13 protein-coding genes are annotated in these 13913 nt (G+C 49.2%); all 13 read right to left on the bottom strand.

Annotation, left to right across the window (positions count from 1 at the left end; translation table 11 throughout):
- Positions 1-173: 173 nt before the first annotated feature.
- The 13 genes from EDM59_RS04540 to EDM59_RS04480 all read right to left on the bottom strand — a co-directional run bounded on the left by EDM59_RS04540 (position 174) and on the right by EDM59_RS04480 (position 13871).
- Entirely contained in the window at positions 174-1076 is a 903-nt protein-coding gene (locus EDM59_RS04540) for a DMT family transporter (RefSeq protein WP_122922509.1), read from the bottom strand.
- A gap of 64 nt (positions 1077-1140) precedes the next feature.
- Entirely contained in the window at positions 1141-2310 is a 1170-nt protein-coding gene (locus EDM59_RS04535) for an acyltransferase (protein ID WP_122922508.1), read from the bottom strand.
- A gap of 138 nt (positions 2311-2448) precedes the next feature.
- Entirely contained in the window at positions 2449-3576 is a 1128-nt protein-coding gene (locus EDM59_RS04530) for a GerAB/ArcD/ProY family transporter (protein WP_122922507.1), read from the bottom strand.
- A 17-nt stretch (positions 3577-3593) separates the two neighbouring features.
- Positions 3594-3824, bottom strand: a complete 231-nt coding sequence (locus EDM59_RS04525) for a hypothetical protein (protein WP_122922506.1) — start codon at positions 3822-3824, stop codon at positions 3594-3596.
- Positions 3821-5035 carry a Ger(x)C family spore germination protein gene (locus EDM59_RS04520; RefSeq protein ID WP_246010893.1) on the bottom strand — a complete coding sequence of 405 codons (1215 nt, stop codon included), beginning with the start codon at positions 5033-5035 and terminating at the stop codon, positions 3821-3823. The genes EDM59_RS04525 and EDM59_RS04520 overlap by 4 nt, the downstream gene beginning before the upstream one ends.
- On the bottom strand, positions 4990-5766 hold the full coding sequence (locus EDM59_RS04515; protein WP_246010891.1) for a YqjF family protein: 777 nt from the start codon (positions 5764-5766) through the stop codon (positions 4990-4992). The genes EDM59_RS04520 and EDM59_RS04515 overlap by 46 nt, the downstream gene beginning before the upstream one ends.
- A 1-nt stretch (position 5767) precedes the next feature.
- The gene (locus EDM59_RS04510) at positions 5768-7207 is read right to left on the bottom strand and encodes an FMN-binding glutamate synthase family protein (protein WP_122922503.1); all 1440 of its coding nucleotides are present in this window, start codon (positions 7205-7207) and stop codon (positions 5768-5770) included.
- 80 nt (positions 7208-7287) lie between these two features.
- Positions 7288-8475 carry a Ger(x)C family spore germination protein gene (locus EDM59_RS04505; protein WP_122922502.1) on the bottom strand — a complete coding sequence of 396 codons (1188 nt, stop codon included), beginning with the start codon at positions 8473-8475 and terminating at the stop codon, positions 7288-7290.
- Complete coding sequence (locus tag EDM59_RS04500; protein ID WP_122922501.1) at positions 8472-9578, bottom strand: GerAB/ArcD/ProY family transporter; 1107 nt, start codon at positions 9576-9578, stop codon at positions 8472-8474. Before EDM59_RS04500 ends, EDM59_RS04505 begins: the two co-directional genes overlap by 4 nt.
- 27 nt (positions 9579-9605) lie before the next feature.
- The gene (locus tag EDM59_RS04495) at positions 9606-10724 is read right to left on the bottom strand and encodes a GerAB/ArcD/ProY family transporter (RefSeq protein WP_246010888.1); all 1119 of its coding nucleotides are present in this window, start codon (positions 10722-10724) and stop codon (positions 9606-9608) included.
- Positions 10725-10747: 23 nt separating this feature from the next.
- Positions 10748-10966, bottom strand: coding sequence for a hypothetical protein (locus EDM59_RS04490; RefSeq protein WP_122922499.1), 219 nt, complete (start codon positions 10964-10966; stop codon positions 10748-10750).
- Positions 10963-12480: a spore germination protein gene (locus tag EDM59_RS04485; RefSeq protein WP_183192858.1), complete on the bottom strand. Its 1518-nt coding sequence runs from the start codon at positions 12478-12480 to the stop codon at positions 10963-10965. Before EDM59_RS04485 ends, EDM59_RS04490 begins: the two co-directional genes overlap by 4 nt.
- A gap of 173 nt (positions 12481-12653) precedes the next feature.
- Entirely contained in the window at positions 12654-13871 is a 1218-nt protein-coding gene (locus EDM59_RS04480) for a DUF418 domain-containing protein (protein WP_122923371.1), read from the bottom strand.
- Positions 13872-13913 lie beyond the last annotated feature (42 nt).

Here is a 13913-nt window from a genome sequence, read left to right as displayed (position 1 = left end):
GAAAGCAACGCTCTTCGGCCCTGAACAAAAGCCAGTCATTCCTGATTCATCAGGAGCGACTGGCTTTTACCGTTTCAGAGAACCAACGCTGATGATTCTAACTTCCGGGTTGATCGTGATCTTCGCCTTGGCAGAGGAGCCAAAACGCTTGTCTTAGGAACACTGCGTACCATCTAATCTTTTGCGATTACCGCAGCTGGTCTATCTTTGGTATTCGTGCCGATATAAATTGACCCGAGAACGCATAGCATCCCTATCGCGTGAAACCACGTGAAGCCTTCTCCCAGGAACAAAACCGCTACGAGAGCGGCACTGATCGGCATCATCCCTGTAAACAGACCAGCCTTCGAGGCATCGACCTTCGCCACTCCTTTGTACCAAAGAAAGAAGGACAACACACTCGCCGTCACCGCATAGTACACAACGAGCAGCCAAGTCGCAGCCGGGACACTCCCCCATGAGAAGCTCATTCCTTCTGCGATCGCAAAGGGAAGAAACAAAACGAAGCTGATCCCATTTATCGCTGCCGTCATCTGAAACGGCGTAATTTTTCCCGATAGTCGCTTCGCAAAAATGGTGAACAACGCTTCACTGATCACAGCTAGAAACACAAGCAGATTCCCTAGCATGCTGATCCTGGACAGCTCCTGACTTTCGCCCGAAAAGGTGATCAAGCCGATCCCGCATACCGATAGCAAGATCGCCCACAAACTGTTTCGCAGCAGCTTTTCTTTGAGAATCCAAAAAGACAAAAGAGCGATGCAAGCCGGTACCGTGCTGGTAATAATACCGGCAGAAGTCGCCGTCGTCCATTTGACACCGTACAGCATGCAAATACTGAACAGAAAGACCCCAAAAAACGATTGCCAGAACAAAACAACTCCCTCTTCTTTGCTCCAGGATGACTTCCATTCTCCCCGCATGGAGAGCAGCGGGAGCAGAATCAGCAGAGCAATCAGGAACCTCAGCTCCGAGAAAAGGAATACAGGGATGTGTGAGACGATCTCCTTTCCGATCGAAATATTGATGCCTACCAATGCCATGGATAAGGCTAACTGGAAATAGGCGAGCAGCATAGTGGATTCTCTCCTCCTTCACTATCTGCTATTATTTTCCATCAACTAGAAAAACCCTTTTTCCTCAGCCTGCATACGGCAAATCTTTTGGTTGTGCGGACGAGGTCTTTCGTTTTTTCTCTGCTGCTCCCACCAGCCAAGCGCCAAATGGCAATCTTCCCAGTCCATAGGAGATGGCAAAGGACAAGACCGAGCATAGGAGAAACGCAACGAAGCTTCCCAACAAGCTATTATGAAAGAGCTGGAGCGCCGTGAGTCCTTTCATCAAATAGGTCAGCACCAAAGCATGAATCAAATAGGCCCCGTAGGAGTATTTGCCGAGCATCGCAAACCATTTGCTCCCCTTCCACCCACCGATCCACAAAGCGATCCTGTATACAAGCAAAAGCTGTGCAACGGTATAAAGAAACATGGATGGCTTTAAAGATGTCGCCACGTTTAAATTGATAGGCCCAGTGCCAGAATCGCGAAATAGCTCATAGCCGATGTAGGCAAATAAAAGGAGAAAGCAGCCGCTGATCCAGACCCAATATCGTGTGATGGCATGTCGAAACATACCCAGTGTGACGGCAGCCATCCCTCCCATGAGGAAATAAAAGAAGTAGTAGAAGGCATTGCGATCGCGATACTTGATCCAGTACGTGTCCAGCCATGCGAGATGAAAGCGAAAACCATGCGCAGGAATGTACCGAGCCGAAAACCAAACGATGAAGCTGTATACAAGTCCGACCAAAACAGTGATGGCAATCCCTTTTCCTCTCGTGCTCGCCCATTTGCGCAGGGTGCGAAAGAGAGACTGCCAAAACGGATACAGGAGATAAAACTGAAAAATCATCACGACAAACCAAAGGTGATACGAAGCACTTCCCGTCAGAATACTTTTCAAAATATGCCACGCCTGTTCAGAGCCACTCTGGGGAGGTCTTGTTTGCAATGCCAGGTAGATGGCCGACCAAATCCCGTATGGAACCAGGATCTCTGTGACTCTTTTTCGAATGAAGGACAAATAGGAAATCCGCTCATAATAGTTATAAAACAGTACCAAGCCAGTCATGAAAATAAAAGCGGGTACGGCAAATTTCAACAGATGGAAAAGCATCCCGTAAATGATCGCAGTTTGTTCATCTACTCCCGGTCGCCTTATGTACACGCCGATGACGTGCTGATAAACCACAGCAAGAAAAGCGAAGGAGCGAATCAGATCTAGTTCTGCGATTCTTTCTTTTCTGGTCATTCCCAATCCCCTAAACCTTTCCAATTTTAATCGCTTTTTGGTTTTCTCTTTATCTTACCTTCCTCATAACTCCTCGACAAGTCTACCACAAAACAAATACCGATGCCCGGATTGGCATCGGCGACTCTTTCCTGATCTCTATTCATTTGCATGGGGAGGTGTCATCGTATTGGGAGGATCTATCCGTTTCTTTTTCCTCAGATGTGCGATGATCCATAAGACGAGCGGGATTAGTGTAAAGTAACCTGTCGTTTGAATGCCGATGATCGTCTGGATATTTGCAGCGAGCTGGGATAAATTAGGGGCTACCCAAAAACTGAACACAACCAGCAAGAGGCCAAGCGGGAGTACGATTGGTCGATAATCTTCTAGCCGAAGCCATTGAGCCGTTCCAAGGGCCAAGGCGAAGTAGAAAATGGAGATTTTGATAAATGCACCCGTAACCCAGGTAGCAACCACGATGGAATCGATATTTTCAAAGAAATCCGCATAGCTGATCATTTGGATGGCGCTGTAAAACGGATATGTCATGTACGGCACTTCATCTCCTAAAACAAGCTGCGTTGACAGATTGATGCTGGTTAAGGCCAGCATTCCCGTCAATACCGTTACCATACCGGTGCGCATCCCTTTTTCTTCATGGGCGCGAAAAGGCAGCACAAACGAAAAGAGGATCACCTCGCTAAACCAGCCTTGGGGAGTGTACGCACCGCGAAGAACCGGGATCACTCCATGCTCCAGCGTAGGAAACAGATTATCGATTTTCATAAAAGGAATCATGAGAAGAAGCAAAGCTGCGTAGGAAACCACCACGATCGGAACGAACACCTGTGCAGTTCGAGCCAAGACCTCTACCCCAGCTCTCACTGTAATCGCACATAGGAAGACGATACTGCTGACCACAACTAGTATGGGCGTTTCTAAAAGGAAGGAACCGACGATAAATTCCCCATACTGTCTGATGATACTCCCGTTGCAGTACAGGAAATCAAACAGTATTAACAAACCGCAAAGCTTCCCCAGGAAAGTGCCTACAATTTTGCCGCTGAATTGAATAATGCTCTCATCCGGAAAGAGCTTGTGCAGCTGAAAAACGAGATAGACCGTAAGAAACCCGACGAGCGAAGCAATCACTGGTGACATCCACATATCCTGTTGGGCTTGTCGGGCAGTCGTAGCGGGAACAAGCAAATCTGCGGTGGCTACCATTACCGGAAAAATCATCATTCCCATTTGGGCTGCCGTTATGTATTGCTTTTCCTGCATGCTCGCTCACCCTGCTGTCAGTTGATTTTTAAAAAAGTAGTGATTGGCTTGTAGATGACTTCGAGCACTTGTGTCATCCCCGGTAAATCAGGATTGTGCACCAGAAGGATCGCGATGAACCAACCCGCAAGCACGAGAACGGCATAAGCTCCCCTTGTTTTCCAGGAGCTTCTGCATAGGGTATTCCACTCCATTGCGATCATCAGCCCCACGATCAACGTTAGACCTAGAATAGTTCCCCACTTCACTTCTGTTTCACCTCGGATTCTGGTATGCCTGCTGGTATGGTGATGAGGCCAGGTCTTCTGATGTAGGAAGAAATCTTCAAGTCGATCTCTATGGTCGGAAACTTTTCCTCCCACCTGTCTTTGACCGCGGCGAATTCTTTCGGGTACTTTCGATGAAATTGCGTAGCGAAGCCGAAGACGTCGGCTTTCATGCCATGCTGGACATGCTGGAGTGTTCTGTTGATTCTCGTTTCGATGTCCTTGCGTAAAGCGACCTGCATGAGGTGCAGCAGCTCGGGACTGACCAGATTGAGATTGGTACCGTTTTGAATTAAGTCTCCTTCGGTTTCGACCGCGACTATCATTTTCCATTTCCCATTCTGTATGACGGGGGTGAGCTTGGTTGTCTCTCGAATCGGGTTCAACGAGACAAATCCCTTCACGTTTTTCGCTTTTACCGTAACGGTTGTAGCCGCTATTTCATTACGGACCCACATGACTCCCCTCGTCATACGCTCCGTAAGCTGACCGATCATCTTGCCTTCTTTAAAAACGGCGCTCCCCATCAAGTAAGGGTTCAGCTTCGTTTCGGATCCCTTGGTAGTATACAGGGAAATGATGGGAAGAATGGCTGCCTTGGAAGGGCCTTTCAGCATTTTCAGCAAATCGATCAATGTGACTTCCATTCCGACATGTAAACCTGACAGCTCTCGTACCGTTTCTGCCGAGTAGCGCTCGATTTCCGGTGTGACTGTTAGCACATCTGCTGCCTTCCCTTTGCTGACGTACATGTATGCCCGATTTCTCGGTTCAGGATGTCTTGCCAAATAATCAACCAGCTCGGTGATTCCGCTTTTCGCAATCGCTTCGCCATACAGGTATACCTTGCAATGCCCCCAGAAGATCATTCGTGGTATCTTCATCTGGATTTTTGACATGGCGTCAGCGATATTGACACCCTTTGCGGTACGAACCAGTGTCATATTTTGCAATCCCCCTCCTTGCATCGCACCACCACCACTCAGCGTACGGGGTATGAAAACCTGGATGGTCAGTTCAATCTCGTTGTGTTCTCCGCGATCAATTCCTGCAGCGGTTACGATCGCCACGTCGTTAAGCTCAATGCGGTCCCAGCAGCCCGTGAGCAGCAAAAGGCTGCAAATGAGCAACAAATATTGCCAGCGTTTTACCAAGAGGGCTTCCCCTCCGATTTGACCGGTTTGATCGGCCACACGAGGCTTTGTACTCCTCTCGCATACAAGGCTAGCTGTGGCGTTCCCTCCAAGGAAAAGGCAGCCTGCGTCATCGTGTTCTCTCGAAGCTCTAGAGAAGCTTTTTGCAGCCGCCACGGCTCATGATACACATCCGCATGGAAAATCTTTTTCGAACGACTGCATTCACAAAATAACGTGTAGCGCTCTGTCAGCCAATATTCCAAGGTTCCGCTCTCGGCAAAGAAGCAATCCGACACAGGCCGGTAGCTTGCATGAAAAGCCTCCGCCCCATCTGTTTTCCCCCATCTTTTGGACTGAAAATGCAGCCCTTCACTTTCCTGCACAACTTGCATCGCAGCGCGAGCATAAGGCAAGCGGTACCATTGTTTTGCAATGGCTGTGATCATCGGGTTGGAGGCATCCAAGGAGAGAAAGTAGATTCCAGACTTTTGTCCCGCCTTCACATAGGTTCGCACATTGATTTCTGGAAAGGTCGTCGTAAATGGAATAGGAGGTAAGCCACGCATGCGTACACCTGTCATCATAAAAGGGATGATGCTCACCCATGCCTGTCCCTCAAAGGTATCGATCTGCAGCGAATCGGGAACCAGCTTTCGCAAAACATCAAAGGGAACTACCCAATGAGCAAACAACAAATGCTCCCACGTCTGCCTCATAATCCAGCCCTTCTGATCAGAAGGCCTTTTGATCGGATGAATAGTCGATTGGATGGGAAGCCCTCCTTCCATGTCACGCCTCTTCCCCTGTGCGCTTCGTTTCAGATTTCGCTTTCGGCTCATAGGCGAGGGGAATCTGAGTTACTTTGCTGGTCCATTCATCGAGTGCTACTAAATCGGCTGCCGTCACATCCTTTATCGACGTTTTGCCTAAAGCGAGGATCGCAATCTCCATCTCTTCTGCAAACGAGGCAAAGAAGTTTTCTAGATACCCGGCAGCCTCCTCTGTATCAAACTTGTCTTTCAGCTTCCCAGGATACCAGGTCAGCTCCGTAGGCGGCTCCCAGGGAATCGCTTTGATCACTTGATCGTGGGTCAACGCCCATACGACCGCGGTCCCCATGTAAATGCCATCCGCCCCAAGCGCTAAAGCCTTCAAGCAATCACCGGGTGTTGCGTACCCACCCCCCGACAGCAAGGTGATGCGATCCTTGACTCCTCGTTCTTTCAAATAACGCACCGCCCTCGATAATGCGTAAATCGTGGGCAACCCAAAGTCGTCCTCCAGGATAGGCGGACTCCCTTTCGTACCTGCCTGTCCTCCGTCAATGCTGATAAAATCGACACCTGCCTGGATGGCGATTTCCATGTCTTCTTCAAGCACTGCACTTGCGCATATCTTCACCCCTATGGGTACGCCACCCGTTAAATTACGCAGTTTTTCAACCAATACCGGCAAGTCCGCTGCACGCTGCACATCCGGATGAATCGAAGGGATGACGACTACCTCCTCGCCTTCTACCCCCATAATCTGACTCGCTCTTCCTTGAATGTACTCTGCCGGGATAAAGCTAGCCGAGCCAGCAGAAGCTCCTTGGCCAAAATGAATCTCAATGGCATCTGCTTTTCGCAACGTTTCCGGCTCTTTTGCCCACTTTCCCGAGCTGTATTGGATAATCAAATGCTTGGCGAACTGTCTTTCTTCAGGCAAAAGCGGACCTTCTCCCGTATTGGTCAGCGTTCCAGCCGCTGCTGTTCCTTTCGCGATGGCAATCTTTACTTTCTCACTGATACCAATCCCGTATCCCATCGCACCAGACATGATGGGCAAATCAAGCGTCAGTGGCTTTTTGGCCTTAGGACCGATCGTGATACGCAGATCGACATCTGCATCTTCGGGTGCTGGAAAGATGGCAAGCTGAGCGGGTGAAAACACAAGCCCGTCAAAGTTCAGAAATTTTCTAGGGCTGCCAAACGGTCGTTCAATGACTTGTCCCGACCCGGCCCGCAAGCTGTTCTCCAAAACGATTTGGGGGTTGATCTTTCTCATCGCAGAAATCATCTCGAACACATTTTCCGGATATCTATCCGCCATGAGCCGTTTCATGAATTTGCCGAGCAGCCACTGGACAGCAGGGCGAAAGAAGAGGAATATCATGACACCGATCAACAGGCTCGCCAGCATGGTTCCGACAAAAGAACCGATCAGGAAGGGAAGCCAATTTCCATCCATGTTTACTCCCCCTTTGAAAGCGTTCTACTCCATCCCTACCTTTAGATTGCCCCAAATTGGAAAAATGACCCACAATGACTTTATTCATCGTTTTTTATCTCCTCCTGAGGCACTCCTGCGGGTGCAGATATCAGGCCAGGGCGACGTATTTTTACGTTAATTTGCGTATGGACCTCGATTTGAGGGAAAATCTTCTCCCATTGGCCCTTGGCCTTCTCCCACTCTTTCGGATACTCCCGATGAAAGGCAGCTGCAAAATTCACCACATCTGTCTGCAGCTCTTGCTGGAGTACCTTTAGCGCCATCCTCATTCGAGCTTCAATATCTGCACGTACAGCATTCTGCACCAATGCCAAGAGCTCCGGCTTCATCAGATTCAAGCGAGTCCCGTTTTCCACCACATCGCCTTCGGTATCCACGTGCACCAGCATGGACCATTTCCCGTTTTCCAGATGGGGAATAAGCTTTGTTTTCGTTCGAATCGGATTGACAGATACGATTCCTTCTACGCCGTTCAATTGCACGGAGATGGCGGCTTTATTTATTTCATTTCGCAGCCATAGCAGTCCACGCGTTTCTTGCAAAGTCAAGGAGCCGATCATTTTATCCCTTTTGAGAATGGCCGTTCCTACCATCACGGCTTTGACTTGAATATCTTCCGGCTTCTGCAGCTTCTTCCCATTCTCGATGATCGGAATGGCCGCAGCCTCCGATTCCCCACGCAGCATATTACGAAAATCCACCAGGGTCACAGCCATACCAATATGCAGGTCTGCGTATTCGCGCAGGGATTCAGCCGTGGAGCGCTCCAAGGAAGGGGTAATATCCAGCGTATCCAGCCCTTCTCCTTTGGAAATGTACAAATACGCGCGATTTCTCGGCTCTGGATGGCGGACAAGAAAATCGATGTGGTCGGCGAGGCCTTGTTTGGCTATTTCTTCGCCAAAAATGTAGACTTTGCAGTGCCCCCAAAATATTTGCCGCGGAATTTTTGCCTGCAGCTTGGAAATTGCATCAGCAATATTCGGTCCATTGCTGTTTCGCATCGTCGTCAGCTTTCCCTGTCCTCCACCTGTCCCCCCTGCTCCACCTGCACCGCCACCCAATGCTCGCGGGAGAAATATTTGTACGCTGAGCGTAATTTCCTCATTCTTCGCCTTGTCTACGGATGCTGCGGTAATAATCGCGAGGTCGTTTACTTCCGTTCGATCCCAACAGCCCGCTACGAGAAGGCTGCAGATGCTGATCCAAAGCCATTTGACTTTCACCCCGAGTCCACTCCTTTTGCGCGATTCCGCTTTTGAGTCAGCGCGGACAGAAGCAGCAGACTACCTGGTATGAACACGAAAAATATCGTTAAGAGGAGCGGGATCGCAAAGGAATTGATTTCCCCTACAGTAGAAAAGTCGGGGATTCCCCAAAAGCAAAAGAGTATCGTCAGCCATCCGACAGGCAATACAACCGGGCGAAAGTTTGACAGATTGAGCCACTGCGCCGTGCCCAATACCGTCACATAATAGAAGAGCGTAACTTTGACGAATACCCCGACCACCCATATCGCCATGACGCCTGACTCCAGGTTTTCAAAGAAGTCAGCGACGCTAATATACCTCGCCATATCCATAATGGGAAAAAGCAATGTCATCGTCACATCTCCGAATACGAAAAGGGTGATTAGATTGGAAACGATCATCGTGAACAGACAGGCGACGATGGTCACTACCCCGGCTTTCTTTGCATTGGTCCGATCGCTGATATAGGGCAGCAAAAACGAGAGGAGAAACACTTCGCTAAACCAGCCTTGAGGAATTACCGCTGCGCGGATCGTAGGCAATAGACCATTGTCCAGAATCGGCAATATATTTTGCGGCTCCAAGTCTTTCAAAATGAACAAAATCATGATCAGAAAAGGAACGACAAAAAACGGAAAGAAAATCTGAGCTGATCTCGCAATCACTTCTACTCCCCCTCGCACAGCAAAAGCACTTACAAGAACCAAAGCCGACGAAACGATACTCAAGGGAGTACCGTTTAAAAAAAGAGCGATGAATTCGGCGTATTCACGTACGATAAAACCATTGATTTGCAAGAACAGGAGAACGTAGAAAAAACCGATCCCCTTCCCCCAAAAGGTTCCCGCGATCTGCTGACTTTGTTCAATGATTGTCATATTGGCATAGCGTTGATTCAACTGGTTGGCAATAAAGAGCGCCAAAAAGCCGCTGCACGATGCCCAGATCGGGGTAATCCACATATCTTGCATCGCATGCTTCATCATCAAGTTCGGGCCAGTAATCATGGCCGTCGACATGATAATCGGATACAGGATCATTCCGGATTGCGTAGCAGTAATTTTCCCCTTTTCCAGCATCGCTCCCCCTCCTCTCGTCGTCCGTTCCTATTTGTGCTTTGCAGCCGTGAGATTTTGATTTTGACTTTGCCCTTTTTTCCGCAAAGCGGCGATGATCAATAGAAACAGCGGCAGGACAGTCTGGATTAACGGACCGTAAAACGGAAAAGCATAGATGTCAAAATAAAGCCCCGTATTGAAATTGGGAAAAGACCAGAAGCTGAACAGGCCGATCAAAAATCCGATGGGAAGGACGAGGGATCGATAGTCGCTCATCCGAAACCACTGGCTCGCCCCCAGTACCGTCACATAGTAGAAAATAGAAATTTTCACGAACATCCCCAAAATCCAAATCGCCATGACGAGAGACTCCATGTTCTCAAAGAATTCCGCCACACTTATGTAACGAAAGGCAACCATGACGGGAAAAAGGAAATCGCCTATCTGTTTGCCGAGCACAAATAGAATGAAAAAGTTGATCATCGTAAGCAGCAGCATCACACCGATTACCGCATACAACGCGCTCGATTTGCCTTTCTCCTGATTGCGCACATAGGGCAGCAAAAACGAGAGGAGAAACATCTCGCTAAACCACCCCCCGGGTACCAGCGCCCCTTTAAGCGTGGGAACCAGGCCGTGCTCGAGTATGGGGAACAGATAATCCAGCTTCATGTTTTTGATGAGAAGCGGAACAAATAAGACCGGAATCATGAAAACTGGAAAAAACAGCTGAGCCGTTCGCCCAATGACTTCGATGCCAGCTCTGACGGCCCATATACACACAAAAATCATTGTAATAATCACGACACTGATGGGAGTCTTGTGAAGAAAGTTTTGGACGATAAACTCTGCATAGCTGCGGACGACAAAACCGGACAAATGCAGGTAAAAAAAGACGAACAGAAAACCGATCGCTTTTCCTGCTACCTTCCCCACGATCTCCTCACTGTACTGAACTGACGTTTTTTCCGGATACATACGATGCAGTCGATGGGCAATCCAGACTGTTGCGGCTCCTATTAGGGCTGCCCAGATCGGGGAGAGCCAAAGGTCATTTTGTGCATACTTCCCTGTGATCCCCGGAATCCACATCACCCCTGATGCAACGACTGCCAGAAACAGCATCATTCCCATCTGAGACGCTGAGATTTTACCCTTCTCCAGCATGTGCCCACCTCCCCTCCATCCCATCACTCTAATAAAATCGCAAACGGCCTAAAGAGAGTCTGTACCATCGTTGTCGGGCCAGGTATATTAGGCAAATCAAAAAGCGATAGTGTCCACGCGATCAGAATCAGGCTGAGAAAGACCAGCTTGTCCTTTCGCGGCTGCTTTTTCAGCCGTGGCCACTCGTATCCGATCAATACGACTGCCAATACGGTCATACTGAGGACGACTCCCCATCTCATGTGGCATCGCCGCCATTCGATGGACCTGGTTTCATACCAGGTGCCTGCCTCTGGGGATTAACCTCTCCCAATACCTTCGGGCGCGTATCCATCATCCACCAGGGGGCTCTAACCAGCGTATCCTTCAGCTCCTGCACTCGCAGGGGGCCAACAGGACTCAGATAGGGAACGCCTAGGGAACGCAAGGAACATAAATGAACCACCGCCATAATCACTCCTAACATAATACCTAGCAATCCCAGCGTCCCTGCCAGAAGCATCATGGGAAAACGCAGTAAACGAATCGAGATACCTGCGACGTAGTGCGGGATCATAAAAGAGGCAATCCCCGTAATGGCCACGACAATGACCATCGGTGCCGAAACGAGTCCCGCTTGCACGGCAGCCTGTCCAATTACCAGTGCCCCGACAATGCTGACAGCTGCACCCACTTGTTTCGGGAGTCGAACACCCGCCTCGCGAAGTGCCTCAAATGTAACCTCCATGATCATCGCCTCGACAAGAGCGGGGAAAGGAACGGCTTCGCGTGAAGAGGCCATACTGATTAACAGCGAAGTCGGTACCATTTCGTGATGATACGTAATCAGTGCGACATAAAGGGAAGGAAGAACAAAGGACATGGCTGTAAAGAAATAGCGCAGCCACCGGATCGCCGTGCTGGCAAGAGATCGCTGGTAGTAATCCTCACTGGATTGTAGCAAGGAAAAAAGAGTAGTCGGTGCAATTAACACGAAAGGAGTACCATCCACGAGAATGGCGATGCGCCCTTCCAGCAGGTTTCCGCATACGACATCTGGCCGCTCTGTACTCAGTATTTGTGGAAAAGGGGAAGATGGTTGATCCTCTATCAGCTCTTCGATATAGCCGCTTTCCAAAATGCCATCAATTTCAATGCGGCCCAATCTAGAATTGACCTCCGTTACCAAAGACGGTTCGACTAATCCTTCGATATAGGCAACGATGATACAGGTCTTGGTATACCCCCCAATTTCTCTCCGCTCCATCTTCAGTGCCGGTGTCTTTATTAATCGTCGCAGCAGAGAGGTATTGACCGTGATGGACTCTGTGAAGCCCTCCCTCGGTCCACGTACGACGCCTTCTGCTACCGGTTCTTCGACGTTTCGTTTCTCCCATTTGGCTAACCCAATCGAAATCGCCTTCTCCTGCTGATCGATGAGCAGAACAGGATATCCGCATGCTATTGATTCCACACACTCTTCCAGAGAACGAATCTCTTGCCACTTGGAGATCGGGATGACTTTTTGCAAGAAGTCTTCCGTGCGCCATTCATTATTGCCTCGACCCTGCATCAGGGGCGCCAATACACGCGCATCCATTTCCTCAATGTTCGCCAAGCCATCGATATAAATGAGCAATGCTGGCGTTGTACCGAATATCAAAAAGGAACGGAAGACGACATCAGAACAGTTCGTATAAAGAGTTCGCAGGATCTCTTCATTCTGCGATATGTTTTTTTCCAGAGGGGTGTGCGAAGGCACATGCTTCTGCTGCATCCTGCCTTTGTTTGCTTTCCACCATTTACGCGGATTCCCATTCACCGGGCCCCCCTCCCTTCCCTGTCCAAGATAAGGAAATTTTGCCCTGACTCTCCCACTTTTATCCACTTTCTCTGTTTAGAAGCAAAACAAAAACGCCCCTAAACAAGCAGGCGTTCGCTCTCAATTACTTAGCTGTTCTTTATTGGAAGCTCTCTTTTTTTCCTGATGGGCATGAGAGAGGCGTAAGTAAAGCAGCGCCACAACCATTCTGCCGGCCCATATCGAAACCTGTTTAGCCACCATTTGCTGGCCGCCACTTGCAAAGGAAACACGATCAGACACAGCAACAGACCCAATGCCATACTCGCTTCTCCGTATAGTTGAAGCCATCTCGCCGCCCCTACAGATACGATTGTTTGCAGCAAGTAATTCGTAAGTGCCATCCTGCCCACTGGCGCGAGCGGCAGCAGCAGCTTCCGTGCCCTTTCGTTTTCATAGAGCAGCAACAAGGAACAGATATAAAACGCGCACAAGCTAAGCCCACTCCACCCCACAAATACCTGTACGGATACAAAGGCTGATGCTGGAGGGCGGACAACTTCAAATTGTAGCAACGGAATCATGACGACCAGAATGCAGCTGATCATCAGCAGGAGCCACCACAACCGTTTGATGGCAGGAAGAAACTGCCGCGTTTGCTGAAACAGTCCAAGTCTGGCAAAAGAGAATCCGAACAAAAAGAGCGGCAGAACCGACCAAATCGCAAACCATTCGTTGGCGAACACAAGAGGAAACTCATTCAAGAGCCGAAATTGCATCCACTCTCCCCAGTTCCCGCTCGTATATACGTGAATCGCTTCCTTGGCCAGCCGCTGATCCGCTATCGCTCTGTGCACGTCTGGCTCACTGGGAAGCAGGAGTGTCATCGCATAGAGCAATTGCAAGCTAATCAGCCAGAACCATGCCCACCCTTGCACCTGCTTGTCCCGTTTTCGATAGTAGAGCAGTAAAAACAATCCTGCCAGAGCGTATGTATGCAAAATATCGCCGTACCACAAAAACAAAAAATGAACCACCCCAAGGAGAAACAATCCACTTAGCCTTCGCATGTACAGCACACTCACCCTGTGACCCTTTGCCTCTGCTCGACTCATAAACAAATAAAAGCCTGCTCCGAAAAGAAAGGAAAAAATCGTGTAAAACTTCGTCTGGACAAACATATTGAAAAAAAGGCGTATCCATACATCCAGCATGGAATGATCAGCAGGCAACCCGTCCTCCGGGAGAAATAAAGCTGGCTGCAAAAACGTCGGCATATTTACGAAAAAGATCCCGAACAAGGCAAAACCTCGAATCACATCCAGCTGATGGATTCTTTCTGCCTCGGAAACAGGTATAGCCTTCATCGACATCGTCCCTTTCCCACTCGCTCTCCTTATTATGGCGAA

It is taken from the genome of Brevibacillus nitrificans (genome assembly GCF_003710965.1).
In the GTDB taxonomy this organism is placed as follows: Bacteria; Bacillota; Bacilli; order Brevibacillales; family Brevibacillaceae; genus Brevibacillus; species Brevibacillus centrosporus.
This window is presented reverse-complemented; position numbering and strand designations above follow the sequence as displayed.